At 71.5% G+C, this 25,711-nt stretch carries 25 protein-coding genes and 1 riboswitch; of the genes, 15 read left to right on the plus strand and 10 right to left on the minus strand.

Annotated elements, in window-relative coordinates; genetic code table 11:
- Window positions 1-8 precede the first annotated feature (8 nt).
- Window positions 9-464, plus strand: coding sequence for an Lrp/AsnC family transcriptional regulator (locus tag E2651_RS06320; protein ID WP_135330002.1), 456 nt, complete (start codon window positions 9-11; stop codon window positions 462-464).
- A 60-nt stretch (window positions 465-524) separates the two neighbouring features.
- Here E2651_RS06320 and E2651_RS06325 read toward each other — a convergent pair whose 3' ends face one another.
- On the minus strand, window positions 525-1,061 hold the full coding sequence (locus E2651_RS06325; protein WP_135330003.1) for a Repetin: 537 nt from the start codon (window positions 1,059-1,061) through the stop codon (window positions 525-527).
- Between the two features lie 197 nt (window positions 1,062-1,258).
- Window positions 1,259-1,867: a Repetin gene (locus tag E2651_RS06330; RefSeq protein WP_135330004.1), complete on the minus strand. Its 609-nt coding sequence runs from the start codon at window positions 1,865-1,867 to the stop codon at window positions 1,259-1,261.
- A 333-nt stretch (window positions 1,868-2,200) separates the two neighbouring features.
- On the opposite strand from E2651_RS06330, the gene E2651_RS06335 reads away from it, so the two are divergent.
- Together E2651_RS06335 and E2651_RS06340 are read left to right on the plus strand one after the other, a co-directional pair.
- Window positions 2,201-3,025 (plus strand): carbon-nitrogen hydrolase family protein, encoded by an 825-nt coding sequence (locus tag E2651_RS06335; RefSeq protein ID WP_135330039.1) that lies wholly within the window; start codon window positions 2,201-2,203, stop codon window positions 3,023-3,025.
- A gap of 56 nt (window positions 3,026-3,081) precedes the next feature.
- Window positions 3,082-4,776 (plus strand): NAD(P)/FAD-dependent oxidoreductase, encoded by a 1,695-nt coding sequence (locus tag E2651_RS06340; RefSeq protein WP_135330005.1) that lies wholly within the window; start codon window positions 3,082-3,084, stop codon window positions 4,774-4,776.
- Between the two features lie 124 nt (window positions 4,777-4,900).
- Here the strand turns inward: E2651_RS06340 and E2651_RS06345 are convergent, their stop codons facing one another.
- Both E2651_RS06345 and E2651_RS06350 read right to left on the minus strand, forming a co-directional pair.
- A complete protein-coding gene (locus E2651_RS06345; RefSeq protein ID WP_135330006.1) occupies window positions 4,901-5,833 on the minus strand; it encodes an LLM class F420-dependent oxidoreductase in 933 nt (310 codons plus the stop codon).
- Between the two features lie 88 nt (window positions 5,834-5,921).
- Window positions 5,922-6,626 carry a DUF5995 family protein gene (locus E2651_RS06350; protein ID WP_135330007.1) on the minus strand — a complete coding sequence of 235 codons (705 nt, stop codon included), beginning with the start codon at window positions 6,624-6,626 and terminating at the stop codon, window positions 5,922-5,924.
- Between the two features lie 220 nt (window positions 6,627-6,846).
- Here E2651_RS06350 and E2651_RS06355 point away from each other — a divergent pair, with 220 nt between their 5' ends.
- Window positions 6,847-7,974: a glycoside hydrolase family 6 protein gene (locus E2651_RS06355; protein ID WP_135330040.1), complete on the plus strand. Its 1,128-nt coding sequence runs from the start codon at window positions 6,847-6,849 to the stop codon at window positions 7,972-7,974.
- On the opposite strand, the gene E2651_RS06360 is transcribed toward E2651_RS06355, so the two are convergent.
- Together E2651_RS06360 and E2651_RS06365 are read right to left on the minus strand one after the other, a co-directional pair.
- Window positions 7,953-9,371, minus strand: a complete 1,419-nt coding sequence (locus E2651_RS06360; RefSeq protein WP_135330008.1) for a solute carrier family 23 protein — start codon at window positions 9,369-9,371, stop codon at window positions 7,953-7,955. The two genes, E2651_RS06355 and E2651_RS06360, sit on opposite strands and share 22 nt — an antisense overlap.
- A 138-nt stretch (window positions 9,372-9,509) precedes the next feature.
- Window positions 9,510-10,721, minus strand: a complete 1,212-nt coding sequence (locus E2651_RS06365) for an MFS transporter (protein ID WP_135330009.1) — start codon at window positions 10,719-10,721, stop codon at window positions 9,510-9,512.
- Window positions 10,722-10,842: 121 nt separating this feature from the next.
- Between E2651_RS06365 and E2651_RS06370 the strand changes: the two genes are divergently transcribed.
- Complete coding sequence (locus tag E2651_RS06370; protein ID WP_135330010.1) at window positions 10,843-12,003, plus strand: ROK family transcriptional regulator; 1,161 nt, start codon at window positions 10,843-10,845, stop codon at window positions 12,001-12,003.
- Window positions 12,004-12,023: 20 nt separating this feature from the next.
- Here E2651_RS06370 and E2651_RS06375 read toward each other — a convergent pair whose 3' ends face one another.
- The gene (locus E2651_RS06375) at window positions 12,024-12,773 is read right to left on the minus strand and encodes an NAD(P)H-binding protein (protein ID WP_135330011.1); all 750 of its coding nucleotides are present in this window, start codon (window positions 12,771-12,773) and stop codon (window positions 12,024-12,026) included.
- Between the two features lie 67 nt (window positions 12,774-12,840).
- Complete coding sequence (locus E2651_RS06380) at window positions 12,841-13,734, minus strand: RNA polymerase sigma-70 factor (protein WP_280922760.1); 894 nt, start codon at window positions 13,732-13,734, stop codon at window positions 12,841-12,843.
- A gap of 131 nt (window positions 13,735-13,865) precedes the next feature.
- A riboswitch (FMN riboswitch) is annotated at window positions 13,866-13,996 on the plus strand.
- 153 nt (window positions 13,997-14,149) lie between these two features.
- Here E2651_RS06380 and ribD point away from each other — a divergent pair.
- The 10 genes from ribD (at window position 14,150) to E2651_RS06430 (ending at window position 22,693) form a co-directional block, all read left to right on the plus strand.
- Window positions 14,150-15,265, plus strand: a complete 1,116-nt coding sequence (gene ribD, locus E2651_RS06385; RefSeq protein WP_135330012.1) for a bifunctional diaminohydroxyphosphoribosylaminopyrimidine deaminase/5-amino-6-(5-phosphoribosylamino)uracil reductase RibD — start codon at window positions 14,150-14,152, stop codon at window positions 15,263-15,265.
- On the plus strand, window positions 15,266-15,895 hold the full coding sequence (locus E2651_RS06390) for a riboflavin synthase (RefSeq protein WP_135330013.1): 630 nt from the start codon (window positions 15,266-15,268) through the stop codon (window positions 15,893-15,895).
- Between the two features lie 56 nt (window positions 15,896-15,951).
- Entirely contained in the window at window positions 15,952-16,539 is a 588-nt protein-coding gene (locus E2651_RS06395) for a nicotinamide mononucleotide transporter family protein (RefSeq protein ID WP_135330042.1), read from the plus strand.
- Window positions 16,536-17,834, plus strand: a complete 1,299-nt coding sequence (locus tag E2651_RS06400; protein ID WP_135330014.1) for a bifunctional 3,4-dihydroxy-2-butanone-4-phosphate synthase/GTP cyclohydrolase II — start codon at window positions 16,536-16,538, stop codon at window positions 17,832-17,834. Before E2651_RS06395 ends, E2651_RS06400 begins: the two co-directional genes overlap by 4 nt.
- A gap of 75 nt (window positions 17,835-17,909) precedes the next feature.
- Complete coding sequence (gene ribH, locus E2651_RS06405) at window positions 17,910-18,395, plus strand: 6,7-dimethyl-8-ribityllumazine synthase (RefSeq protein ID WP_135330015.1); 486 nt, start codon at window positions 17,910-17,912, stop codon at window positions 18,393-18,395.
- Between the two features lie 35 nt (window positions 18,396-18,430).
- Window positions 18,431-18,703 carry a phosphoribosyl-ATP diphosphatase gene (locus E2651_RS06410; RefSeq protein ID WP_135330016.1) on the plus strand — a complete coding sequence of 91 codons (273 nt, stop codon included), beginning with the start codon at window positions 18,431-18,433 and terminating at the stop codon, window positions 18,701-18,703.
- 53 nt (window positions 18,704-18,756) lie between these two features.
- The gene (gene hisG, locus E2651_RS06415) at window positions 18,757-19,605 is read left to right on the plus strand and encodes an ATP phosphoribosyltransferase (protein ID WP_135330017.1); all 849 of its coding nucleotides are present in this window, start codon (window positions 18,757-18,759) and stop codon (window positions 19,603-19,605) included.
- 23 nt (window positions 19,606-19,628) lie between these two features.
- Window positions 19,629-20,075, plus strand: coding sequence for a PH domain-containing protein (locus E2651_RS06420; RefSeq protein WP_135330018.1), 447 nt, complete (start codon window positions 19,629-19,631; stop codon window positions 20,073-20,075).
- Between the two features lie 198 nt (window positions 20,076-20,273).
- A complete protein-coding gene (locus E2651_RS06425) occupies window positions 20,274-21,617 on the plus strand; it encodes a hemolysin family protein (RefSeq protein ID WP_135330019.1) in 1,344 nt (447 codons plus the stop codon).
- The gene (locus E2651_RS06430) at window positions 21,614-22,693 is read left to right on the plus strand and encodes a hemolysin family protein (protein ID WP_135330020.1); all 1,080 of its coding nucleotides are present in this window, start codon (window positions 21,614-21,616) and stop codon (window positions 22,691-22,693) included. Before E2651_RS06425 ends, E2651_RS06430 begins: the two co-directional genes overlap by 4 nt.
- A 16-nt stretch (window positions 22,694-22,709) precedes the next feature.
- Here the strand turns inward: E2651_RS06430 and E2651_RS06435 are convergent, their stop codons facing one another.
- Both E2651_RS06435 and E2651_RS06440 read right to left on the minus strand, forming a co-directional pair.
- On the minus strand, window positions 22,710-24,581 hold the full coding sequence (locus E2651_RS06435) for an AAA family ATPase (protein WP_135330021.1): 1,872 nt from the start codon (window positions 24,579-24,581) through the stop codon (window positions 22,710-22,712).
- Window positions 24,582-25,025: 444 nt separating this feature from the next.
- The gene (locus E2651_RS06440; protein ID WP_135330022.1) at window positions 25,026-25,670 is read right to left on the minus strand and encodes a hypothetical protein; all 645 of its coding nucleotides are present in this window, start codon (window positions 25,668-25,670) and stop codon (window positions 25,026-25,028) included.
- Window positions 25,671-25,711: the final 41 nt, after the last annotated feature.

The following is a 25,711-nucleotide window of genomic DNA, read 5'->3' on the forward strand; positions in this document are numbered from 1 at the left end:
CACCCCCAGTGCGACTGAACGATCTCGACGAACGCATTGTGCACGCCCTCGCCGAGGACGCCCGCCGTTCCTACGCCGACATCGGCCAGCTGGTCGGACTCTCCGCGCCCGCCGTGAAGCGGCGCGTGGACCGGCTGCGGGCCTCCGGGGCCATCACGGGGTTCACGGTGCGGGTCGACCCCGCGGCCCTGGGGTGGGAGACCGAGGGGTTCATCGAGATCTACTGTCGCCGCAATACCTCGCCCGAGGCCATCAAGCGGGGCCTCGAGCGGTATCCGGAGGTCGCGTCCGCGTCTACCGTCACCGGTGACGCGGACGCGATTGTCCAGGTTTTCGCTGCGGATATGCGGCATTTCGAGCGGGTGCTGGAGCGCATTGCGGGGGAGCCGTTTGTGGAGCGGACCCGGTCTGTGTTGGTGCTCTCGCCGTTGATGCGGCGGTTTTCGTCCGGGTCGCCCGCGTAGTTCCCCGGCTGCGGGTTGTCTTGGGTCGCTCGCGCGGTTCCCCGCGCCCCTTACGGGGCGCTACCGCACGTGGAACGTGCCGCTGCCCGGCCTCGTCTTCTCGAACGGGGCCGCGCTCACGCACTTGGGCATGTCGTCCGGCAGGTCGTTCGGGATGCCCACCATCGCCCAGCTGTAGCCGAAGCGGTCCTGCTTGCCCGTGTCGTGGACCGTCAGGCCGACGCGCTTGCCGACGGACTCCTTCAGGCCGCCGTCCGCCTTGGTGACGACCGCCGAGACCGTGGCGACCTTTCCGCCGGTCAGCAGGCAGTCCACCCGCGCCTCGGCCGAGCCGCCCCACTTGGGGTTCTCCATGGAGTGGCTGAACTTGATCGTGCCGCGGGCCTTGCCCGGATCGGCCTTGTCCTTCGCGTCCAGACGGGCGTCGAAGGTGAACGTGATGTCGTCGCCCTTCGGGCGGTCGATCATCGCGGTGCCGGTCAGCGCGGCCGCCTCTCGGTGCTGCGCGTCCGACGCGAAGGCCGGTACCGCCACCCCGGTGGCGAGCACGACCAGGACTCCCAAGGCTGCGGCGACACGGGTACGGGTCAAGGTCATGAGGGGTCCTCCGTCTGCGGTGGCTTCGCCCGGTCGCTCCGGGCGGGATCAACGCTCCCGTGCACCGGCGCCCCGCGCATCGCACGCGAGGTGGTGATCGCCTCCGCCGCGCGGCGGGGACGCCGGTGCGCGAGCCCTCCTCGGGGAGGAGCCGCCAGACCCCCGTCCGGGCGGCTCCTCGTCCGTGGCCGCGCCGGTCAGTCCGTCGGGTACGGCACCTTCCACGGCACGACCTCGAAGTCGCCCGTGCCCTGCCTGACCTTCTCGTGCGGCGCGGAGCTGGTGCACTTGGGCAGCTTCTTGGTGCCGTCGGGACGGCCCACGGCCGCCCAGCTGTAGCCGACGCGGTCCTTCTTGCCCTGGTCGTGGACGGTGAAGCCGACGCGGCCGCCCTTGATCTCCTTCAGGTTCGTGTCGGTGATGATGCCGGTCGCCGTGGCCACCTTGCCGCCCGTCATCAGACAGTCGATGCGGCCCTTCGCCCAGCCGCCCTCGCCGCCGGGCTTGTCGAGGTGGACGAAGCGGAAGGTGCCGGTGGCCTTCGACGGGTCACCGTTGTTCTTCGCCGCCAGATGCGCGTCGAAGGTGAACGTCACGTCCTCGGTGGTCTTGCGGTACATCTTCGCCGAGCCGGTGAGCGCCGCCGCCTCGCGGGGCTCGGCCCGCTCGCCGGCGTGCGAGGTGGACGCGGCGTCGTCGCCGGACGCGACGGCCACGCCCGCCGCGCCCGCCGTCATCAGGAGCGCGGCGCCCACGGCGAGGGCGCGGGGGTAGCGGCGGGTGCGGGGCGAGGTCGTGCGGCTCATGGGAGCCCTCCGTCTTCGAGGCCGTTCACCCGGCGTTTCCGGGTGAGATCACGCTCTCGCGGACGGGGGGTCCGGCACGTCCGGCCAGGGGCGGGACTCCGCTTCCGCCGCGCGGCGGGGGCCCGCGGCGGACCCCTGCGCCCGGAGGAGGAGACCCCCGATACCCGGGGCGCACGGCACCGCGCAACGAATCGCCGCCCCTGGCCCGTCACGCGCAACGGATCGCGCGGCAGCCCGCAACGCTCGCGCCTTGTCCGGGCAAGGCCGCCGACCGTACCGTCTAACGGACCCCACAAGCCCCTTCGTACGCCATGAGGATCCGCCATGCCTGCGCTGCGCACCGCCCTGCTCCAGAGCTCAGGGCAGCTCGGATCCGTCGCCGAGAACCTGAAGGAGCTCGACGACGCGGCGGGCCGCGCCGCCGCCGCGGGGGCGGGGCTGCTCGTGGCGCCCGAGCTCTTCCTGACCGGCTACGCGATCGGCGACGACATCCCGCGCCTGGCCGAGACCGCCGACGGTCCCTCGGCCGCCGCCATCGCCGAGATCGCCGTACGTCATGGTGTCGCCGTCGCCTTTGGCTACCCCGAGCGGGACGGAGGGGGGCACCTCCCGCTCGAGCGAAGCCGAGAGCGGGGGACGGTCTTCAACTCCGTCCAGCTGATCGGCCCCGACGGCACCCGCCTGGCGAACTACCGCAAGACCCACCTCTTCGGCTGCTTCGAGCGCGACCACTTCACCCCCGGTGAACAGGCCGTCGTCCAGGCCGAGCTCGGCGGTCTGCGGATCGGCCTGATGATCTGCTACGACGTGGAGTTCCCGGAGAACGTCCGCGCGCACGCGCTCGCGGGCACCGATCTGCTGCTCGTGCCCACGGCCCAGATGCACCCCTTCCAGTTCGTCGCCGACTCGGTCGTGCCGGTGCGGGCCTTCGAGAACCAGATGTACGTGGCGTACGTCAACCGGGTCGGCAAGGAAGGGGAGTTCGAGTTCGTCGGGCTCTCCACGCTCGCCGGTCCCGACGGCGTCGCCCGCGCCCGCGCCGGACGGGACAGGCAGCTGGTGTTCGCCGACGCCGACCCGGAGTTCCTGGCCGCGTCGCGCGAGAACAACCCCTATCTTCGCGACCGCCGCCCGGGTCTGTACGCGTCGCTGGCCTGACCCCCCCGAGCCTCCCCTTCTTCTGTTCTGCCGTTCCCGCAAGGAGTCCGTACCCCATGACGTCCACGGTGCCCAATGCCGTCCAGCACACCGACGCGCAGCCGCCGATCACCATGTTCGGTCCCGACTTCCCCTACGCGTACGACGACTTCCTCGCGAACCCGGCGGGCCTGGGCCAGATACCGGCGACGGAGCACGGCACCGAGGTCGCCGTCATCGGCGGCGGCCTGTCCGGCATCATCGCCGCGTACGAGCTGATGAAGATGGGCCTCAAGCCCGTCGTCTACGAGGCCGACCAGATCGGCGGCCGGCTCCGCACCGTCGGCTTCGAGGGCTGCGACGACTCGCTCACCGCCGAGATGGGCGCGATGCGCTTCCCGCCGTCCTCGACGGCGCTGCAGCACTACATCGACCTGGTCGGCCTGAAGACCAAGGCGTTCCCCAACCCCCTCGCGGAGTCGACCCCTTCGACGGTCGTCGACCTCAAGGGCGAGTCCCACTACGCGACGTCCGTCGACGACCTGCCGCAGGTCTACCGCGACGTGATGAACGCCTGGAACGCCTGTCTGGAGGAGGGCGCCGACTTCTCCGACATGAACCGCGCCCTGCGCGAGCGCGACGTGCCCAAGATCCGCGAGATCTGGTCGAAGCTCGTCGAGAAGCTGGACAACCAGACCTTCTACGGCTTCCTCTGCGATTCGGAGGCCTTCAAGTCCTTCCGGCACCGCGAGATCTTCGGCCAGGTCGGCTTCGGCACGGGCGGCTGGGACACCGACTTCCCCAACTCCATCCTGGAGATCCTGCGCGTCGTCTACACCGAGGCCGACGACTACCACCGCGGCATCGTCGGCGGCAGCCAGCAGCTGCCCCTTCGCCTGTGGGAGCGCGAGCCGCAGAAGATCGTGCACTGGGATCTCGGTACGTCCCTGAAGTCGCTGCACGAGGGCGGCGAGCCCAAGCCCGCCGTGACGCGGCTCGACCGCACCGCGGGCAACAGGGTCACCGTCACCGACGCCTCGGGCGACATCCGCACGTACCCGGCGGCGATCTTCACCGCCCAGTCCTGGATGCTGCTCTCCAAGATCGCCTGCGACGACACGCTCTTCCCCATCGACCACTGGACGGCGATGGAGCGGACCCACTACATGGAGTCCTCCAAGCTCTTCGTTCCGGTCGACCGGCCGTTCTGGCTGGACAAGGACGAGGAGACGGGGCGTGACGTCATGTCGATGACGCTGACGGACCGCATGACCCGGGGCACCTACCTGCTCGACGACGGGCCGGACAAGCCCGCCGTCATCTGCCTCTCGTACACGTGGTGCGACGACAGCCTGAAGTGGCTGCCGCTGTCGGCGAACGAGCGCATGGAGGTCATGCTGAAGTCGCTCGGCGAGATCTACCCGAAGGTCGACATCAGGAAGCACATCATCGGCAACCCGGTGACTGTGTCTTGGGAGAACGAGCCTTACTTCATGGGCGCCTTCAAGGCGAACCTGCCGGGGCACTACCGCTATCAGCGGCGGCTGTTCACGCACTTCATGCAGGAGTCCCTGCCGGAGGACAAGCGGGGCATCTTCCTTGCCGGTGACGACATTTCCTGGACGGCGGGCTGGGCTGAGGGTGCGGTGACGACCGCGTTGAACGCGGTGTGGGGTGTCATGAACCACTTCGGGGGGACGACGGACGCTACGAACCCCGGGCCCGGGGATGTGTACGACGAGATTGCGCCCGTCGAGCTGCCTGAGGACTGATAGCGCCGTTTCATCTGGGGCGCGTGGGCACCGGACGGTCCGTTGTGGCTGGTCGCGCCCACGCGGCGGAGCCGCATATGTAACAGCCCCGCGCCCCTTCGGGGCGGCCCCTCGGGGCGGGCCCTTACACCCCGGCCGCCCGCGCCGCCTCGTACACCTCCGCCGCGAGGTCCTTCAGCTCCTCGCCGTCCCGTGCGCTGCCCTGCAGTTCGATGAGGATCTCCTCCACCGCGCCCACCGCGGCGTGTGCCGCCAGGTCCTCGACGATCTGGGCGACGCTGCCCTGGAAGGGGGCGCGGCCCTCGCCCTCGTACGCCTTGGCCGTGTAGCGCGTGTTGACCCGCAGGACGCTCTGGACCGGGTCCTTGCGGCCGTGCTCGGCGGCGGCTTCCTGGACCTGCTGCCACTGCGTGGCGAGCGCGTCCGCGCCCATGCCCACCGGCATCCAGCCGTCCGCGCGGTCGATGAGCCTGCGCAGCGCGCGCGGGCTGTTGGCGGGCAGCAGGATCGGGATGGGGCGGGCCGGCTTGGGGCCGACCACGGCCGAGGTGATGGTCGTCAGCTCGCCCTCGTACGACACCGGGTCCGGGCCCCAGACCGCGTGGCAGACGTCGATCAGCTCGTCGAGGACCTTGCCGCGCTTCTTGAAGGGGGCCATGCTCGCCGCCGCGTACTCGTCGAGCGACCAGCCCGTGCCGAGGCCCGCGACGACCCGGCCGCCGCTCGCCGCGTCCAGGCTGGCCAGGGAGCGCGCCAGCTGGAACGGCACGTGCAGCGGGGCGACCAGAACGCTGGTGCCCAGGCGGGCCCGCTCCGTGGCGGCCGCGGCCAGCGTCAGGGTGATCAGCGGGTCGGGCACCGAGCGGTAGACGTCGGGCCAGGGCAGGCCCTCTATTCCGTAGAGCCCCTGGGTGGCGGGCTCGGGGAACAGGATCCGTTCATAGACCCACAGACTCTCGTACCCGATCTCCTCGGCGGCTCGGGCGACAGCGGGGACGTCTCGTCCCATGCTGTACTGCCGGCCCTGCGGGAGGCTCAGTCCGAGTCGAGTGGCCATGGTGGTGCTCCTTCGCATCCGGGGTCCCACGCGTCAACGTACAGCGATCGCCCGGGAGTTCCGCGGGGGAGCGCGATGAGTGGCCGGATCAGTCCGGCAGCGGGGTGAGCAGCATGCGGCCCACCAGGCCCGCGGCGCCGTCGAGGCGGGTGCGCAACTCCTCGGCCACGGCCGGGAGTCCACGCAGCGCCCACAGCGCCCGCGCCGCCGCCCACGCTCCGTCCCGGGCCCGCTCCAGGCTCCAGGAACCCACGAGATGCGTCAGGGGATCGGCGATCTGGAAGAGATCGGGGCCCGGCATCAGATCTTCGCGGATGCGCTCCTCCAGCGAGACGAGGATGTCGCCCACGCGGTCGAACTCGTCCTCGACGTCGGCCGGTTCGCAGCCGAGCGTACGACAGGTGTCCACGACGGCCAGCGGCAGATCGTGCCCGATGTGCGCATTGATGCCCGCGAGCGCGAACTGCAGGGGACGTACGCCCGGATGGCGGCGGAACTGCAGCAGGGGCCGCCAGCACGCCGGCGCCCTGTGGTGGCCGGCCGCCGCGTCGACGGCCCGCAGATAGCGCTCGGCGAACAGGACGTCCAGCGTGATCGCGGCCCCGGAGTCGGCGAACCGGCCCCTGTCGAGGTGCCGGTCGACCTCTTCGGTGACCGACAGATAGACCCCGTTGAAGACGCCGACCCCGTCGCCCGATGGGAGGTCCGCGCCGAGCGCGCGCATCCGCGTCACCACCCCGTCAACCCCCTGTGCCGGGCCTGTGAACTCCGCGAACCGCTCCAACTGCGCCATGGTGGCAGGGTCCCAGTCATAGGCTGGCCCGAGTGTCACCGCACCGGACGCTTCCCCAGAACGGGGGAACGGCGTCCGTGTGTGCCCCTGGGGAGGGGAGCTGTACACCGTGTCCGGGGGGACACGGAGGAGGGGGAGGAGCAGCATCGTGTCAGGCAATCGCGCACGACATCGCGCCGGACGACGGGCCGAGCGCAGGGGCGCCGCCCGCCATGGGGTCATGGTCGCGGCGGCCTCGGTGGTGGCCGCCGTCGGGACCGTCGCGGGCATGGTGTCCGCGCTCGACGAGGGCGGCGGCAAGGACCGGGCACGCCCGAAGGTGACGGAGTCGCCGACGCTCGAACCGCTGCCCGCGGTGCCGACCCCGTCCGCCTCCGAGTCCTCGGCGAAGCCGTCCCCCGCCAAGTCCTCCGCGAAGCCGAAGCCGAAACCGAAACCGAAGCCGTCGACGCGGCGCCCGGAGAGACCGGACAACACGGCCCCGGCCGCCAACTCCCTCTACCGGTACGGCGATTCACAGGTGCTCGACTGGGTCAGGGCCAACCGCGGCGACGCGCGGCGGCCGCTCATAGAGTCGAGGATCGCCGATCAGCCGGCCGCCGTGTGGTTCGCCGACTACGCGCCGGGGACCATCACGTCACGGGTGCGGGCCGTGACGTCGGCTGCCGGGGGCCGGGTGCCCGTCGTCGTTCCGTACGCGATACCGGACCGGGACTGCGGGGGCGCCTCGGAAGGCGGGGCGCCGGATCTCGCGGCGTACGACGCGTGGATCGAGAAGTTCGCCGCGGGCCTCGGCTCCGGCGAGGTCATCGTCATCCTCGAACCGGACGCGATCGCGCTCTCCGAGTGCCTGTCGGCAGGCGAACGGGCCGACCGGTACGCCTCGCTCGCCCGCGCGGGCCGCACCCTCAAGGCCGCCGACCCCAAGGCCCGGGTCTACTACGACGCCGGGCACTCGGGCTGGAACGCTGCCACGAAGCAGGCCGGGCGGCTGCGCGCGGCGGGCGCCGCGTCGGCGGCGTCCTCCGACGGCATCTTCACCAACGTCTCGAACTTCCACCGCACCGCCGACGAGGCCGCCTACGCCCGCCAGGTCCTGGCCGCGCTCGGCGGCCCCTCGGGCCTGGGCGCCGTCATCGACACCAGCCGCAACGGCAACGGCGCCCCGGCGGACGGCGAATGGTGCGACCCCGCGGGCCGCAAGCTCGGGCCGAGCCCGACGCTGCGCACCGGCGAGGCCCGCATCGACGCCTATCTGTGGATCAAGCTGCCGGGCGAGTCCGACGGCTGCAAGGGCGCGCCGGGGACCTTCACGCCCGGGTACGCCTACGACTTGGCGCGTGGCTGAGAGCCGTCGGCGCCCGCTTCCGGATCCGTCTCGTCGTACGAGGACGTGCCCTGGTCGAGCAACGGCTCCTGCGTCTTGAGGTGCGGGGGCGCAAACGCGCGAAGGACGTGATAGCCCGTGATCACGACGATCGTGCCGAGCGCGATGCCGCTCAGCTCGAAGTTGTCGGTGATCTTCAGGGAGACGCCGCCGACGCCGATGATGATGCCCGCGGCGGCCGGTACCAGGTTCAGCGGATTGCGCAGATCCACCTCGGCGTTGATCCAGATCTGCGCGCCGAGCAGGCCGATCATGCCGTACAGGATGACGGTGATGCCGCCGAGCACGCCGCCCGGGATGGCCGCCACGACCGCGCCGAACTTGGGGCAGAGGCCGAAGAGCAGCGCGAAGCACGCGGCCGCCCAGTACGCGGCGGTGGAGTAGACGCGGGTCGCGGCCATCACGCCGATGTTCTCGGAGTACGTCGTGTTGGGCGGGCCGCCGACCGCCGTGGAGAGCATGGACGCGGCGCCGTCGGCGGAGATCGCGGTGCCGAGCTTGTCGTCCAGGGAGTCGCCGGTCATCTCGCCGACCGCCTTGACGTGGCCCGCGTTCTCGGCGACCAGTGCGATCACGACGGGCAGCGCGACCAGGATCGCGGACCACTCGAAGCTCGGGGCGTGGAAGGACGGCAGGCCGATCCAGTCGGCGTTGCCGACGGCGGAGAGGTCCAGGCGCCAGTGGTCGACGACCTTGCCGGAGCCGTCCGCCGAGTGGATCTTGCCGAAGACCAGGTCGAGGGCCCAGGACAGGGCGTACCCGAAGATCAGCCCAAGGAAGATCGCGACGCGTGACCAGAATCCGCGCAGGCACACCACGGCAAAGCCGGTGAACAGCATCACCAGAAGGGCCGTCCACTGGTCCTGCGGCCAGTACGTGGACGCGGTGACGGGGGCCAGGTTGAAGCCGATCAGCATGACGACGGCGCCGGTGACGATCGGGGGCATCGCGGCATGGATGATCCGCGCGCCGAACTTCTGCACGGCCAGACCCACCAGGAACAGTGCGGCGCCGACCACGAAGACCGCGCCCGTCACGGTCGCCGAGGAGCCGCCCTGCGCGCGGATGACGGCGGCCACACCCACGAAGGAGAGCGAACAGCCCAGGTAGCTGGGCACCCGGCCGCGCGTGGCGAGCAGGAAGATGACGGTCGCGACGCCCGACATCATGATCGCCAGGTTCGGGTCGAGGCCCATCAGGACGGGCGCCACGAACGACGCGCCGAACATGGCGACCACGTGCTGGGCGCCGAGCCCGAAGGTCCGCGGCCAGGAGAGCCGCTCGTCGGGTCGGACGACGGCTCCGGGCGCGGGGGTGCGCCCGTCTCCGTGCAGTCTCCAGCGCACGCCGAGATCCATGGTTCTGTTCCGCCTTCTGTGCGCCCGACCTGTTGTCAAGACCTGAATGAGTCAGCGCAATGTTAAACGGGCGTAAGGTCCGCGGATGTTCGGCAGGTGGTGCGGGCGACGGCGGGGTCAGGCAGGCGACGGCGGGTCTCAGGCCTTCGGCCCCGGTGCCGTCGCGTCCGCCGCGGCGACCGGCGTGGCGTCGCGGCCGTCCGTGCGCAGGACGCCCGCGAACACCGCGAGCCCGCAGGCGAGCACCGTCACCAGGCCGAAGGAGACCACCAGGCTCGTCGCGTCGGCGAGCGTGCCGATCGCCGACGGCGCGATCAGACCCGATGTGTACGTGATGGTCGCGACGCCCGCGATGGCCTGGCTGGGGTTGCGGCCGCTGCGCCCTGCCGCCGCGAAGGCCAGCGGCACCACGACCGCGATGCCGAGTCCCATCAGGGCGAACCCGCCCATGGCCATGGCCGGATGTGGCGCCGCCACCACGAGCACCCCGCCGAGCGCCGCGACCACGCCGCCCACCCGCACGGTGCGCACCGCCCCGAACCGGTCCACCACCGCGTCGCCCGCGAGCCGCGCGATCGCCATGGTGAGCGTGAACCCGGTGGTGCAGGCCGCGGCGAGCCCGGCCGAGCTGTCCAGGACGTCCCGCAGATAGACCGCCGACCAGTCCAGGCTCGCACCCTCGGCGAAGACCGCGCAGAAGCCGACCGCGCCGATGAGCAGCGCCGACTTCGGCGGCAGCGAGAAGCGCGGCGGCGGCTCTTCCTCGGGGGCCGCCTGCAGATCCAGCACGCCCTGGCAGGCGACGAGGCCGATCGCGGTGAGCGCCACGGCGGCGAGCGCGTGGTGCAGCCGGGCGTCCGCGCCCAGGTGGGCCGCGACCGTGCCCGCCGCGGAGCCGATCAGGGCGCCGACGCTCCACATGCCGTGCAGCCCCGACATGATCGACTTCTTCATGCGGGTCTCGATCTCGACGCCCAGGGCGTTCATCGCCACGTCCGACATGCCCGCCGTGGCGCCGTACACGAACAGGGCCAGGCAGAGCGTGAGCAGGTTCGGCGCGAGCGAGGGCAGGATCAGCGCCATCGTCCACAGGGCGAGCAGGCCGCGCAGCGCCGTGCGGGCGCCGAAGCGGTGGCTGACCCAGCCGGCCAGCGGCATCGCCACCGAGGCGCCGATCGCGGGGAAGGCCAGGGCGAGGCCGAGGAGGCCCGCGCTGAGGTCGGCATGTTCCTGGATCCAGGGGACGCGGGTGGCGAAGGAGCCCGTGACGGCGCCGTGCACACAGAAGACAGCGGCTACGGCGTACCGCGCCCGCTTCAACTGCCGTGCGTCATAGACCACTTCACTCATCGATGCTCCGCCCCTCCCAGCGTGCTGCCCCGCTACGGCGACAGGTACCGCCCCGCTACGGCGACGTAAACTATCAGGAACCCTGCCTGATAAATAGCAGCTTTATGGAAGGATCCCCGGCATGCCCGCATCACCGAGCACCGCCCGGGCCATCAACGACCGGCTCGCCCTGGGGCTCCTGCAGCGCGAAGGGCCGCTGACGGCCAACCAGTTGAAGCAGCTGACCGGCCTGTCCCGGCCGTCGGTCGCCGATCTCGTCGAGCGCCTGCAGGGCTCGGGACTGATCACGGTGGTGGGGGAGGCGGGCGCGCAGCGCCGGGGCCCCAACGCCCGGCTGTACGGGATCGTCGCCGACCGGGCCCACCTCGCGGCCCTCGACGTACGCACCGGAGGCCTCTCCGTGGTGGTCACCGATCTGCTCGGCGCGGTGCTCGCCGAGGCATCGCTGCCCATCGGCGGCGACACCGGAACCGAGCCCGCCGTGGAGCGCGCCGTCGCCCTCGTCGAGCGCACCGCTCACGAGGGCGGCGCCCGGCGGCTGCACACCGTCGGCATCGGCGCCCCCGGCCTCATCGACCCCGCCTCCGGCGAACTGCGCGACACCACCTCGCTGCCCGCCTGGCACCGCAGGCTCGCGGGCGCGCTCCAGGAGCGGCTGCCGGCCCGCGTCCTCGTCGAGAACGAGACCAACCTCGCCGCCCGCGCCGAACAGCGCGAAGGCGCCGCCCGGGACCGCGACACCTTCGTCCTGCTCTGGCTCGGCGAGGGCGTCGGTGCCGCCGTCGTCCTGGATGGGACGCTGCGCCGCGGCGCCTCGGGCGGCACCGGGGAGATCGGCTTCCTGCCGGTGCCCGGCACCGCGTCGCTGCCGTCCGCCACCGGCTGCGACGGCGGCTTCCACTCGCTGGCCTGCGCGGCCGCGCTGCGCGAACTCGGCGCCGAGCACGGGCTCCTGGAGCCGGGGGAGGGCGCCGCCGATGTGGTGCGCCGCGCCGTCGCGACCGGCCACGGCGGCTATCTCGACGCGGCCGCCGACCGGATCGCCGTCGGCGCCGCCGCGATGGCCGCCATCCTCGACCCCGGCTGCGTCGTCCTCGGCGGCGAGCTGGGCCGCGCGGGCGGCGACGCGCTTGCCGCCCGCGTCGGGGAGCGCGTCACCGCCATGTCGCCGCTACGTACGGAGGTCAGGGCGAGCACGCTGGGCGGCTCCGCCGTGCTGCGGGGGGCGCTGCTTGCCGCGAGGGAGGCGGCGCAGGACGAGTTGTTCGGGCCGGGGCGTTGAGCAGGCCCTTCGGCCGACCACTACCCTCTGGGTGTACCTGCCCGCGCCGCCAGGAACTCCTCGAACGTCCCCTTCCCCACGGCCTGTTCGGGCGCCAGGTGGCCGCCCGCACGGAACTCCCGATACGTCTTGCCCGCGAGCCGCAGCGGCATCAGCGGGCGCCGCTTGCCGCTCGCCCGCAGATAGGTGCGGGCAAGGTCCGGCAGCGTACGGACCTCGGGGCCTCCCATGTCCTCGACCCGCCCGGCGGGCGGCGCCGCCGCCAACTCGGCAAGCCGGGCGGCCACTTCACCGACCTCGATCGGCTGGTCGCTGACGCCCGACGGCAACGGCATCACCGGGAACTTCGCCGCGCCCTGAAGGATCTGCAGGACGAGATCGTGGAACTGCGTGGTCCGCAGCACCGTCCAGCCGAGGCCCGACTCCTCGATCCGCCGCTCCACGGCCAGCTTCGTCTTGTAGTAGCCGAGCGGCACCCGGTCGACACCGACGATCGAGATGTAGACCAGGTGCCGGACGCCCGCCCGCCGGGCGGCCTCGATCAGATGGCCCGCGGCCTGCTCGTCGCCCCCGCGCTGGGTGCTCGCACAGTGCACGATCACGTCCGCGCCCGCCATGGCGGCGTCGAGCCCCGTGCCCTCCCGCAGATCGACGGCGTACGGCTGGGAACGGCGGCTCAGGACGCGTACGTCGTGGCCGTCCGCGCTCAGCCGCTCCACCACCGGGCGGCCGAGGGTTCCCGTGCCGCCGGTCACCAGGATCGTGGTCATCGCAAGGCTCCTTCGCTGTCCGGGACGCCGCACCGGCGTCCGTCACCAGCTGAGAACCGGGCGGCGGTCAGGAATGTGACAGCTGCCCGGCCACGAAGCCGAGCTTGTCAGGGTTGACCACCGTCCGCAGGGCGCTGACCAGGCCGTCGTCCCGGAACTCGAACGTCGCGGTCCCCACCACCGTGCCCTCCACCGTCGCCACGATCGCGGGCGCGCCGTTGACCTCCGCGTACGAGAGATCCATGGCGCCGCCGAAGTTCTCCATGCCGCCCACCAGGAAGCGCAGCACCTTCTCGCGGCCGACGATCGGCCTGCGCGCGGCGGTGACCTTGCCGCCACCGTCGCCCCACCACGTGACGTCCGCCGCGAGCACCTTCTCCAGGCCCGCCAGATCGCCGTCGCGGGCCGCCGCGATGAACGACTCCACGAACTTCTGGCGCCGCTCCGCCGCTGCCTCGAACCGCGTCTGCTCCCCGGCAACCGCCCGCGTGGCCCTGCGGTACAGCTGGCGGCAGTTGGCCTCGCCGATGTCGAGGACACCGGCGATCTCCCGGTGGCTGTACGCGAACGCCTCCCGCAGCACGAACACCGCGCGCTCCACCGGCGTGAGCCGCTCAAGGAGGATCAGCAGCGCCATGGAGACCGCGTCCCGCTGCTCCGCCGACTCCAGGGGGCCGAGCGCACCACCGGACGTGATCACCGGCTCCGGCAGCCAGGGCCCCACGTACTGCTCGCGCCGCGCCCGCGCCGAGGTCAGCCTGTTCAGACAGAGGTTGGTGACGACCTTGGCCAGCCAGGCCGCGGGCTGCCCGATGTCATCGCGCCGGGCGCCGCTCCACCGCAGATACGCGTCCTGGACGGTGTCCTCGGCCTCCTGCGCGGAGCCGAGCATGCGATAGGCCAGGGAGAACATCCGGGGGCGGTGGGACTCGAACTCATCCGCGAGTGCTGCTGTCGTCACGCGCTCAGCGTGCCAGAGAACGGCATATCGCCGCCGGTCAAAGCCGTGCGACCGGTTTGTGTGAGCCAGGCCACAGGGGTTCGCCCGTATGGGCGTCGATCAGGCGTGGCAGACTGACCTCGTACCAAAAGCAGCGCACTCCGGGGTCGGTGTAATTCCGAACCGGCGGTTACAGTCCGCGACCCGGTCGCCTCCAGCGACCGGTTGACCAGGTGAAATTCCTGGACCGACGGTGAAAGTCCGGATGGGAGGCAGTGCGCGGCGGGCGGGCATTCGTGCACGTCGCCGAGTGGCTTGTTTTTGGGATACCCGTCTTTTCGGGTTCCCCAGGGAGAGGTCTCGTTTTCCGGCGTCGCTCCCGATGCCGCGGTCCGTACATTCTGTCGTCATCGACAGGCCCCGGAGTCCGTGCCCTATGAGGCAGGAGGACCCGGTGGCCACCGCAGCCGCAGCGAACGACCACGAGCGCATCGCCATGCGCCGCGCCATCACGCTCGCCGCTCTCGGACTCGGTTCCACCAGCCCCAATCCGGTCGTCGGCTGCGTCATCATCGACGCCTCCGGCCGGACCGTAGGCGAGGGCCACCACCAGCGCGCGGGCGGCCCGCACGCCGAGGTCCACGCCCTGCGCGCCGCCGGTGAGAAGGCCCGCGGCGCGACCGCCCTGGTCACCCTCGAACCCTGCAACCACACCGGACGCACCGGCCCCTGCGCCCAGGCGCTCATCGACGCCGGGATCGCCCGCGTCGTCTACGCGGTCAGCGACCCGAACCCCACCGCGACCGGGGGCGCGCAGCGACTGCGCAGCGCCGGAGTCGACGTGGAATCGGGCCTGTTGGAGGACGAGGCCGCCGCGGGGAACGCCGCCTGGCTGACCTCCGTGCGGCTCGGCCGCCCCTACGTCACCTGGAAGTACGCCGCGACACTCGACGGCCGTATCGCCGCCGCCGACGGCACGAGCCGCTGGATCACCTCCGCCGAGGCCCGCGCCGACGTCCACCGGCTGCGCGCCGAGTGCGACGCGGTCGTGGTCGGCTCCGGCACCCAGCGCGCCGACGACCCGCACCTCGCCGTACGGGGCGTCGAAGGCGCCGTGCAGCCGCTGCGCGTCGTCATCGACACCAACGGCACCGCCGTCACGCCCGGAGCCCGCGTCCTGGACGACGCCGCGCCCACGCTCGTGGCGGTCGCCGAGGACGCGACCACCGAACTTGAAGCCGACACGGTGCGACTCCCGCGCGCGGAGGGTGGGTTGGACATCCAAACCCTCCTCGCCGAGCTCCACGCGCGCGGGGTGCGGTCCGTCCTCCTCGAAGGCGGTCCGACGCTCGCCGGAGCGTTCGTCGCCGCGGGCGCCGTCGACCGCGTCGTCGGCTATCTCGCCCCCGTGCTGCTCGGCGCGGGGCCCGCCGTCCTGGCCGGCGGCGGAATCACGACCATCACCGATGCGTTGCGCCTCGACGTCAGCGAGAGCGTCCGCATCGGCCCCGATCTGCGCATCACCGCCACCCTTGCAGCGAAGGAGCACTGAGTGTTCACCGGAATCGTCGAAGAGCTGGGCGAGATCACCGCCGTCGAGAAGCTGGCCGACGCCTCGCGCTTCCGCCTCCGTGGCCCCGTCGTCACCGAAGGCGCGAAGCACGGCGACTCCATCGCGGTCAACGGCGTCTGTCTGACGGTCGTGGAGCATGAGGGCGACGAGTTCACCGCCGATGTGATGGCCGAGACGCTCGACCGCTCCAGTCTCGGCGCGCTCGCGGTCGGCTCGAGGGTCAACCTCGAGCGGCCCACCGCCGTCGGCGACCGCCTCGGTGGGCACATCGTGCAGGGGCATGTCGATGACGTCGGCACCGTCGTCGAGCGCAAGCCGTCCGAGAACTGGGAGATCGTCAAGGTCTCGCTCCCCGTGGGCCTCGCCCGCTACGTGGTGGAGAAGGGCTCCATCACGGTGGACGGCGTGAGCCTGACCGTCGTCGACGCGGGACCCGACTACTTCACCATCAGCCTCATCCCCACCACCCTCGCGCTGACCACGCTCGGCATCAAGCAGCCCGGCGACCCGGTCAACCTCGAGGTCGACGTCATCGCGAAGTACGTCGAGCGGATGCTCGGCGACCGTGTCCAGGCGACCTCTTCCGCCGCTCAGGAGGCCACGAAGTGAACTGGCTCAACTCCGAAGCCTTCACGGCCTTCGGGCAGCACGTGATCTGGTCCGACATGGTGGGCAACACCGTCGGCCTGATCGCCCTCGCCCTCGGCTGGCGGCGCTCCATATGGACCTGGCCCGCCCAGTTCCTGTCCGGCGTCATCCTCGTCGCCGCGTACGCCTCCGCGCAGCTCTCCGGCGGCGTCGGCAAGCAGCTGCTCGTCATCGGCGTGGCCTTGTGGGGCTGGCGCCTGTGGACCAGCGGCAAGCGGCAGGCGCAGGACGGCTCCATAGCCATCCGGTTCGCGACCTGGAAGGAGCGCGGGGTGCTGCTCGGCGGCACGGCCGCCGGCACGCTCGCCGTCGGCGCCCTGTTCTCCGCCGTACCGGACCTCTCCTGGAACCCCTGGCCCGACGCCTACATCTTTGTCGGCACGCTCACCGCGATGGTTGCCCAGGCACGCGGCCTCGTCGAGTTCTGGTTCGCCTGGCTGCTGGTCGACGTGGTCGGAGTACCGCTCGCGTTCGACAGCGGCCTCGCCTTCTCGGGCCTTGTGTACGTCATCTACCTCGCCCTCGTCCTGTGGGGCATGCGCGACTGGTGGCTGCGGTCGCGCACCGCGTCCTCGCAGCCCGTCATGGAAGGAGCCCCGGCATGACAGCGGCACCTGTTTGGTACAGCACGGGTCACGAGGAAGACGCCTCGGACCTCGCCCTCGATCCCGTAGAGGCGGCCATCCGCGACATCGCGGCCGGGCGTCCCGTGGTGGTCGTCGACGACGAGAACCGGGAGAACGAGGGCGACCTCGTCATCGCCGCCGAGAAGGCGACCCCCGAGATCATCGCCTTCATGATGAGCGAGTGCCGCGGCCTGATCTGCGCCCCCATGGAGGGCGAGGAACTGGACCGCCTCGAGCTCCCGCAGATGGTCGAGAACAACACCGAGTCGATGCGGACGGCCTTCACCGTCTCCGTCGACGCGAGCGGCGCGCACGGCGTCACCACCGGCATCTCCGCCGCCGACCGCGCCACCACGCTCCAGATGCTCGCCGCGGGCAGCCACGAACCGGCCGACTTCGTGCGGCCCGGCCACATCTTCCCGCTGCGCGCCAAGTCCGGCGGCGTCCTGGTGCGCGACGGCCACACCGAGGCCGCGGTCGACCTGGCCCGGCTCGCCGGACTGCGCCCCGCCGGGGCCATCGTCGAGATCGCGGGCGAGGACGGCACGATGCTCCGCCTGCCTGAGCTGATCCCGTTCGCCCGCAAGCACGGCCTGACGATCATCTCCATCGAGGACCTGATCGCCTACCGCCGCTCCTCCGAGCCCACCGTCCGCCGCGAGGCCGAGGTCCGTCTTCCCACCGCGTTCGGCGAGTTCACGGCGTACGGCTACCGCTCCACCGTCGACGGCGTGGAGCACGTCGCCCTGGTGCACGGCGAGATCGGCGAGGGCGACGACGTCCTCGTCCGCATCCACTCCGAGTGCCTGACCGGCGACGTCTTCCACTCGCTGCGCTGCGACTGCGGCCCCCAGCTCGAGGCGTCCATGCGGCGCATCACGGACGAGGGACGCGGCGTCGTGGTCTACCTCCGCGGTCACGAGGGGCGCGGCATCGGTCTGCTGTCCAAGCTGCGCGCGTACGAACTCCAGGAGCGCGGCAGCGACACCCTGGACGCCAACCTGGAGCTCGGCCTGCCCGCCGACGCCAGGGACTACGGCGCCGGCGCCCGGATCCTCGACGACCTCGGCGTCCGCAGCCTGCGCCTGATGACCAACAACCCCGACAAGACCGACGCGGTCGTCCGGCACGGCCTGAAGGTCAACGGACGCGAGCCCATGGCGGTCCAGGCGGGCGAGCACAACCTCCGCTACCTGCGCACCAAGCGGGACCGGATGGGCCACGACCTGCCCTGGCTCGACACCCCCGAGGTCTCGGCCTGCGGCAACCAGTAAGTACCGGCACACGAGAACGCGTACGACAGCGCATACGACGCATACGACAACGCAAACGAGAACCAGGAGAAGCGCGTGAGCGGCAAGGGTGCACCCGAACTGAGCGTGAAGAACTGCGGCGACCTGCGGGTCGCGGTGATCGCGGCCCAGTGGCACGAGAAGGTCATGGACGGCCTCGTCGACGGCGCGCTGCGCGCCCTGCACGAGCTCGGCATCGACGAGCCGACCGTCCTGCGCGTGCCCGGCAGCTTCGAGCTGCCGGTCGTCGCCAAGGTCCTCGCGGGCCGCGGCTACGACGCGGTCGTGGCGCTCGGCGTCGTCATCCGCGGCGGCACCCCGCACTTCGAGTACGTGTGCCAGGGCGTCACCCAGGGCCTGACCCAGGTCAGCATCGACACCGGAGTGCCCATCGGCTTCGGCGTGCTGACCTGCGACACCGAGGAGCAGGCCCTGGACCGCGCGGGCATCGAGGGCTCCCGGGAGGACAAGGGGCACGAAGCGGTCACCGCCGCCGTGGCCACCGCGACCACGCTGCGTACGATCTCCGAACCCTGGCGGTGAGCGAGGGCGAGGAGCCGCGTAAAGTAAGCGACATCATGTCCAAGAAGACTTTCGAGGAGCTCTTCGCCGAGCTCCAGCACAAGGCCGCCAACGGCGACCCCGCCACCTCCCGCACCGCCGAGCTGGTCGACAAGGGCGTCCATGCCATCGGTAAGAAGGTCGTCGAGGAGGCCGCCGAAGTCTGGATGGCCGCCGAGCACGAGGGCAAGGAAGCCGCCGCCGAGGAGATCTCGCAGCTCCTCTACCACGTGCAGGTGATGATGGTCGCCCGCGGCATCTCCCTCGACGACGTGTACGCCCATCTCTGAGCCGTACGCCCCAGCCGCACCCAACTCCCCTTAACGCAAAGGAATCCCGCCTCATGCTGCGCATCGCCGTCCCCAACAAGGGTTCACTGTCCGGACCTGCGTCGGCGATGCTCCATGAGGCCGGTTACCAGCAGCGCAAGGAGTCCAAGGAGCTCGTCCTCGTCGACCCCGAGAACGAGGTCGAGTTCTTCTACCTGCGGCCCAAGGACATCGCGATCTACGTCGCGACCGGCAGGCTCGACATCGGCATCACCGGCCAGGACCTCCTGGTCGACTCCGGTGCCGACGCCGAGCCGATCCTGCCGCTCGGCTTCGCCCGCTCCACCTTCCGGTTCGCCGCGAAGCCGGGCACGGCCGAGCGCATCGAGGACCTCGCCGGCAAGACCGTCGCCACCTCGTACGAGGGCATCGTGGCCAAGCACCTCGCGGACAGCGGCGTGGCCGCCTCCGTGGTGCACCTGGACGGCGCCGTCGAGACCGCCATCGAGCTGGGCGTCGCCCAGGTCATCGCGGACGTCGTGGAGACGGGCACCTCGCTGCGGAACGCGGGCCTCGAGGTCTTCGGCGACCCGATCATGAAGTCCGAGGCGGTCGTCATCCGGCGCACCGGCGCGGACGGCGACGACCCGAAGGTGCAGCAGTTCCTGCGCCGTCTGCAGGGCGTCCTGGTCGCCAGGTCGTACGTGATGATGGACTACGACTGCCGCGCCGAGCACCTGGAGCGGGCCGTCGCCCTCACCCCGGGCCTCGAGTCGCCGACCATCTCGCCGCTGCACAACGAGGGCTGGGTGGCGGTGCGCTCCATGGTCCCGGCCAAGGAGGCCCAGCGGGTCATGGACGACCTGTACGACCTCGGGGCGCGCGCGATCCTGACCACGGCCATCCACGCCTGCCGCCTCTGATGACCCGGCAGGAGACCCCGGCCATGACCGACCAGACCGACATCCCCGCGCTGCCCGTCACCTTCCGGCCCGGCCGGACGCGGGCCGTCCTGCTCGGTGCGGGAGTCGCGATCTTCGTGGTCCTCACGGTGATCGCCCTGCTCATCCCGGGCCTCAGCACGGGGGAGCGGACCAGCTTCATCTTCACCGGCGCCCTGCTCTTCGGCGTGCTCCTGCTCCTGAGCAGGCCGAAGGTCGTCGCCGACGAGGCCGGCGTGACCGTCGTCAACATCGCCACCAGCAGGCGCCTTGCCTGGGCCGAGATCATCCAGGTGAACCTGCGCCCCGGCGACCCCTGGGTGTTCCTCAACCTCAGCGACGGCACCAGCCTGCCCGCGATGGGCATCCAGCCCGGCATCGCCAAGGCACAGGCCATCAGCGACGCCCGCGCGCTGCGCGCCCTCGCCGACGCCCGCACCCCGCAGGGCTGACGCTTCGGGCCCGGTCTTGATTAATCTGGTGGCGGGGCACGCCCGGTGTGCCGCCCCGCCCCTGAAGGGCCCGCCCGGCCCGCGGGGGCTCCTGCTATCCGAGGAGTGACTCCCTCCGGCGATGGACGGTTCGTCCTGTAGTACATGCGCCGCCCCCTCCCGACATACCGGGACCGGCCTGACCAGGGAGGCGGCGGCATGACGACTTCCCTGCTGCTTCTCGGGGCGGCATTTCTGCTGATTCTCGCCAACGGCTTCTTCGTGGCCGCCGAGTTCGGGCTCGTCACCGTCGAGCGCCCGGACGCGGAGAAGGCCGCCGCCGACGGCGACCGACGGGCCCGTACGGTCGTCGCCGCCCTCAAGGAGCTGTCCTTCCAGCTCTCCGGCACCCAGCTCGGCATCACGATCACCTCGCTCGTGGTCGGCATGCTCGCCGAGCCGGCGCTCGCGCATCTGTTCGCGGGCCCGTTCACGGCGACCGGCCTTCCGGAAGGCGCCGTACCGGGCGTCTCCGTAGTGGTCGGCATGCTGCTCGCGTCCGCCGTGCAGATGGTGATCGGCGAGCTCGTGCCGAAGAACTGGGCGGTGTCGAGGCCGCTGCAGGTCGCGCGCTTCGTCGCGGGCCCGCAGCATGTCTTCGCGCGGCTCTTCCGGCCCGTGATCTCGCTCCTGAACGCCGTCGCCAACCGGATCGTGCGGGTGCTCGGCGTGGAGCCCGCCGACGAGCTCGCCTCGGCCCGCACCCCGGGCGAGCTGGTCTCCCTGGCCCGGCACTCGGCGCAGGCGGGCACCCTCGAACAGGACACCGCGGACCTGTTCGTACGGACCCTCTCGCTGGGCGAGCTGACCGCGCAGCACGTGATGACGCCGCGCGTGAAGGTCAGCGCGCTGCAGACGTCGGCGACCGCCCAGGACGTGGTGAACCTGACCCGTGCCACGGGTCTCTCCCGCTTCCCGGTGTACCGCGAGCGGATCGACGAGATCGTCGGCATGGTGCACCTCAAGGACGCCCTGGCGGTCCCGGCGTACGAGCGGCTGCGGACACCCGCGGGCCGTATCGCGCAGACGCCGCTCCAGGTCCCCGAGACGCTGCCCGTGCAGCAGCTCCTGGAGCAGTTGCGCAGTGAGCAGCCGATAGCCGTCGTCGTCGACGAGTACGGCGGCACGGCCGGTGTGGTCACCCTGGAGGACATCGTCGAGGAGCTCGTCGGCGAGGTCCGCGACGAGCACGACCTGCACGATCTGCCCGAACTCGCGGCGGCACCGGCCGAGGACGGCCGCCAGGCCTGGGACGCCGACGGCAGCTGCCGGGTCGACACGCTCCAGCGGATAGGGCTCGACGTCCCCGAGGGGCCGTACGAGACCGTGGCCGGGCTCGTCGCCGATCTGCTCGGCCGCATCCCCGCCCCCGGCGACCGCGCCGAGCTTCCCGGCTGGCGCCTCGCGGTGCGCCAGGTCGATCACTACCGCGCCGAGCGGGTACGCCTCGTCCGGACCGCGGAGGCCACCGAAGCCCTGAGCGTGGCGGAGGCCGTCCGATGAGCGTGCTCCAACTCCTGTTCGCCCTGCTCCTGGTGCTCGCGAACGGCTTCTTCGTAGGGGCCGAGTTCGCGCTCGTCTCCGTACGCCGCAGCCAGATCGAGCCCCTGAACACCAAGCGGGCCCGCCAGGTCCTCTACGGCCTCGAGCATCTGCCGCAGATGATGGCGGCCGCCCAGTTCGGGATCACCATCTGCTCGCTGACGCTCGGCGCGGTCGCCGAGCCGACCGTCGCGCATCTTCTGGAGCCCGTCTTCGAGGCGGCGCACATCCCCGAGGGGATCATCCATCCGCTCGGATACGCCATCGCACTCGCCGTCGTCGTCTTCCTCCACCTCGTCATCGGCGAGATGGTCCCGAAGAACCTCGCGATGGCGGCCCCGGAGAAGACCGCGCTGTGGTTCAGCCCCGGCCTTGTCGCCTTCGCCCGGCTGTGCAGGCCGGTCACGGTGGCGCTCGGGGCGTGCGCCCGGCTCGTCCTGAAGCTCTTCCGGGTCGAGCCAAAGGACGAGGTCGAGGCGGTCTTCACCAGCGAGCAGCTCAACCGGCTCGTCGGCGACTCCGGCCAGGCCGGACTGCTCGAGCCCGAGGAGCAGGAGCGCCTCGAGGACGCCCTGGAGCTGGGCTCGCGCCCGGTGACGGACGTCCTGCTCGACCGGGCGTCCCTGGTCACCGTGGGGGCCTCGGTCACGCCGAGCCAGGTCATCGAACTCACCGGGCGGACCGGCTACTCCCGCTTCCCCCTCTGCGCGGAGAACGGCGCCTTCATGGGCTACCTGCACGTGAAGGACGTACTGGACCTGACGGACGGCGCGGAGACGGACCGGGCGGTGCCGCAGCAGGTCTGGCGCCCCATGACGACGCTGCGCGCCGAACTCCCGCTGGACGACGCCCTGACGGTGATGCGCCGCGCCGCCACGCATCTGGCGCAGGTGGCCGACGCGTCGGGCAAGGTGCTCGGCCTGGTCGCCCTGGAGGACGTACTGGAACTCCTGGTCGGCGAGGTCCGCGACCCGGCGCACCGGGTGTCGGTGCCCCGCAGGCCCCAGGACGTGCGGGACGGCGCCCTGGTCGGCTGAGCCTCGTGGCCTGTCGTCACATCCGGGGCGGGTCCTGCGGCCCCCGCCCCGAAAGGACCTCTCCGTACGCCTGCATGAGGTCCGGGAGGCGCAGTGTCGACAAGTCGTCACGGCCAGGCTCTCCGGGATAGCCGGACAGGCGCAGGTCGCGGTAGGCGCAGCTCTTCTCGTAGAGCGTGCGCAGGAAGCGGCCGTTGCCCAGCTCGTCGATCCAGGACTGGTCGACGACATGGCCGCTGATGGAGCGCAGCTCGTCGAGCGCCTCCTCGTCCCACACGTCGCCATTGTCGGCGGCGAGGACCTCGCCGATCGCGGTGAGCTCGAGGGGGCGGTACGAGGGGAAGTCGACCCGCGTCGTGAAGCGGGACGAGAGGCCGGGGTTGGCGGCGAGCAGCCGGTCCATGCCCTCCGGGTAGCCGGCGAGGATCACGACCAGGTGGTCGCGGTTGTCCTCGGCGCGCTTGAGCAGGACCTGCAGGGCCTCGTCGCCGTACGCGTCACCCTTGCCGTAGCCCGAGTTGGAGAGCGAGTACGCCTCGTCCACGAAGAGGACGCCGCCGATCGCCGAGTCGATCAGTTCATTGGCCTTCACGGCGGTCTGGCCCAGGTACTCGCCGACCAGGTCCGCGCGCTGCGCCTCCACCAGGTGGTCGCCGCCGAGCAGTCCGAGTGCGTAGAACGCCCTCCCCAGAATGCGGGCCACCGTGGTCTTGCCGGTGCCCGAGGGTCCTGAGAAGACGAAGTGTCGTTTCGGCGGTTGCACCGGCAGCCCCTGCGCGGCCCGCAGGCGCGCCATGTTCAGCTGCGCCGAGAGCGCCTTGACCTGGCGCTTCACCGGCTCCAGACCGACCATCCGCTCCAGCTCGGCGAGCGCCGCCTCCAGGAGGGCCGGATCCGTCGGGCCCGGCGGCAGCTGCGGAAGACCCGGCTGGATCGGGATCACGGCCTTCTCGCGCACCGCGTCGGTCTCGGACGGGCCGCCGCCGGTCGGCAGTTCGGGCTCGGTGACCTTCAGGTCGCGGCCCTCCGTCCCGAAGAGCGGGTCGATCCCGTCCGGAGCGTCCACCATGTCCTGCCCGAAGCCGGACAGGGCGATCGATGCCAGGTCGGTGACCTCGTCGTACCCGTCGCCCTCTGCGATCGCCGCGAGCCGCGCCGAGGTGTCCATGAACGCCGGGTCCACCCGGTGCACCGCCCGGTACAGCGGCAGCGCCGCCGCCGAGCGGCCGGTGCCCTCGTGGGCGCGGGCCAGCCAGTAGCGCAGCTCCTTGCGCTGCGGCTGCTCGCTGCGGCAGCGCATCAGGGCGGCGGACAGGAGCGGCTCGGCCTGCCCGTACATCTCCAGGCGTACGCGGGCCATCCCGCCGAAGAGACCGGCCTCGATACCCAGCATCGCGTCGTCGATCAGCGAGTCCGTGTGCCGGACCAACTGCTCCCAGTCCTTGACCAGATAGGACCGGCAGGCGTGCAGGAAGCGCACCTGCGGATCCGCGTCGACCGGCGGCAGACCCGCCAACGCCCGGTCCAGCTCCGGGACATGGCGTCCGTCGAGCCAGTGCGAGGCGTGCGCGAGGAGCAGATCGCGCGTGCTCTCCAGGACGGGCTGCACCCACCAGCCGAGCCAGTACCAGGAGTTGAGCGTGCGCCCGTGCCGGGCGCGCTGCTCCCCGAACCGGTCCCGGTGCTGGAACATCCGAAGGAGCGCCGTCGTCGTGTCGATGCGCAGCGCGTGCAGTCCGAGCCAGCCGTCGGCCATCCCCGGATCCATTCGCACCGCGGCCCGGAACTCCTCCTCCGCCTGGGGATAGGCGCCCATCGTGTAGGCGTCGACGCCCCTGATCCAGGCGAGGTCGGCCGGGGCGGGTGAGCCCTGCGTGCCGAAGTCCATCACGTCCCCCACAAACCGTGCCCCCGTTTGTGTACCGCCAGGCCGGTGCCCGTCGGCAACTTCGCTGAACCGCCGTGCTGCGGACGGGAGTTGTCTCGGTGCGCAGAGCAGCCGTCCGTACGTCGCACCGAAAGGCATCGTACCTGCGGGGGAGTGCTCGGCCGTAGGGTGCCGCAGCGCGGGATCGGCCAGGTGGGGCCATGTGACGGTGGGCCGCAGTGGTCACCGAGTGTGAGCGAATGGCGGCTCGGAGCGCCCGGAACAGGGGCGTGGAGGCAGAACGAAGCCCCCGATCACGGGGGAACAACCGGGGGCTTCGCGTCTGCGGGCGACCCCGAAAGGCCGCACATTCAGAACGTAAGTCCTGTAAGGGCCCTCGGTCAAGCGGAGTTGAGGCACTCTATAGAAACTCGAGTGAACTTCCGGAAGTTGCTTTCCGGGGGTTCAGCACATCGCCGACGGCCCTTCACCGTGCGTGACGATTTGGCTCTGCGCTGCGGTCTCATCAGGCCCCGCAAGCACCTCATATCCCTCGCGACACTGTCGTACCAAAGAGTGCGCGAAGGGCCTTGACGGGTCCTGGTCGAAGTGCCGGCGCTCGGCGGGCTCCCACCCGTCCCAGAAGTCACTCTGCTCCGCCCCGTCCCGGTGGCGACCCCGTTCCCACGCCTCGCCCCGGGGCAGCTCCATCCACAGGAGCCGCGCGAGGAACGGGCGCAGCGCGCGGCGGCCCGCGCCCACGCCTTCGAGGAGGACGACGGGCGCGGGCGGCAGGGTGCGGACCTCGGGGCCGAAGCGGCGCGCGTGCCAGTCGTACGTCTCGTAGCGCGCGCTCTCGCCGCGTGAGAGCGGCATGATCACCTGCCGCCGCACCCGCTCCGTCCAGCCGAAGAGCTCGTCGTGGCTCGCGATGTCGTCCAGGCGCACCACCGGGGCGCCGTCCAGCGCCTCGGCCAGGCGCCGGGCGAAGGTCGACTTGCCGGAGCCCGCGTGTCCGTCGACGCCGACGAGGCGGACGGGGCCGCAGGAGGGCGGCAGGCGCCGCAGGGCGTCGGCGACGTGGGACAGGGGTGTGGCGTGTGCGGTCATCGCTCACCAGCGTACGGGGGCGGGGCTCGCCGCCTCACGGG

Source organism: Streptomyces sp. MZ04 (genome assembly GCF_004684775.1).
Classification (GTDB): domain Bacteria; phylum Actinomycetota; class Actinomycetes; order Streptomycetales; family Streptomycetaceae; genus Streptomyces.

Excerpts from the sequence above, each read along its gene's own strand:
- E2651_RS06325 (WP_135330003.1), bottom strand. The coding sequence starts at position 1,061 with ATGACCTTGACCCGTACCCGTGTCGCCGCAGCCTTGGGAGTCCTGGTC.
- E2651_RS06330 (WP_135330004.1), bottom strand. The coding sequence starts at position 1,867 with ATGAGCCGCACGACCTCGCCCCGCACCCGCCGCTACCCCCGCGCCCTC.
- E2651_RS06340 (WP_135330005.1), top strand. The coding sequence starts at position 3,082 with ATGACGTCCACGGTGCCCAATGCCGTCCAGCACACCGACGCGCAGCCG.
- E2651_RS06345 (WP_135330006.1), bottom strand. The coding sequence starts at position 5,833 with ATGGCCACTCGACTCGGACTGAGCCTCCCGCAGGGCCGGCAGTACAGC.
- E2651_RS06350 (WP_135330007.1), bottom strand. The coding sequence starts at position 6,626 with ATGGCGCAGTTGGAGCGGTTCGCGGAGTTCACAGGCCCGGCACAGGGG.
- E2651_RS06355 (WP_135330040.1), top strand. The coding sequence starts at position 6,847 with ATGGTCGCGGCGGCCTCGGTGGTGGCCGCCGTCGGGACCGTCGCGGGC.
- E2651_RS06360 (WP_135330008.1), bottom strand. The coding sequence starts at position 9,371 with ATGGATCTCGGCGTGCGCTGGAGACTGCACGGAGACGGGCGCACCCCC.
- E2651_RS06365 (WP_135330009.1), bottom strand. The coding sequence starts at position 10,721 with ATGAGTGAAGTGGTCTATGACGCACGGCAGTTGAAGCGGGCGCGGTAC.
- E2651_RS06370 (WP_135330010.1), top strand. The coding sequence starts at position 10,843 with ATGCCCGCATCACCGAGCACCGCCCGGGCCATCAACGACCGGCTCGCC.
- E2651_RS06375 (WP_135330011.1), bottom strand. The coding sequence starts at position 12,773 with ATGACCACGATCCTGGTGACCGGCGGCACGGGAACCCTCGGCCGCCCG.
- ribD (WP_135330012.1), top strand. The coding sequence starts at position 14,150 with ATGAGGCAGGAGGACCCGGTGGCCACCGCAGCCGCAGCGAACGACCAC.
- E2651_RS06395 (WP_135330042.1), top strand. The coding sequence starts at position 15,952 with ATGGTGGGCAACACCGTCGGCCTGATCGCCCTCGCCCTCGGCTGGCGG.
- E2651_RS06400 (WP_135330014.1), top strand. The coding sequence starts at position 16,536 with ATGACAGCGGCACCTGTTTGGTACAGCACGGGTCACGAGGAAGACGCC.
- E2651_RS06410 (WP_135330016.1), top strand. The coding sequence starts at position 18,431 with ATGTCCAAGAAGACTTTCGAGGAGCTCTTCGCCGAGCTCCAGCACAAG.
- hisG (WP_135330017.1), top strand. The coding sequence starts at position 18,757 with ATGCTGCGCATCGCCGTCCCCAACAAGGGTTCACTGTCCGGACCTGCG.
- E2651_RS06420 (WP_135330018.1), top strand. The coding sequence starts at position 19,629 with ATGACCGACCAGACCGACATCCCCGCGCTGCCCGTCACCTTCCGGCCC.
- E2651_RS06425 (WP_135330019.1), top strand. The coding sequence starts at position 20,274 with ATGACGACTTCCCTGCTGCTTCTCGGGGCGGCATTTCTGCTGATTCTC.
- E2651_RS06430 (WP_135330020.1), top strand. The coding sequence starts at position 21,614 with ATGAGCGTGCTCCAACTCCTGTTCGCCCTGCTCCTGGTGCTCGCGAAC.
- E2651_RS06435 (WP_135330021.1), bottom strand. The coding sequence starts at position 24,581 with ATGGACTTCGGCACGCAGGGCTCACCCGCCCCGGCCGACCTCGCCTGG.
- E2651_RS06440 (WP_135330022.1), bottom strand. The coding sequence starts at position 25,670 with ATGACCGCACACGCCACACCCCTGTCCCACGTCGCCGACGCCCTGCGG.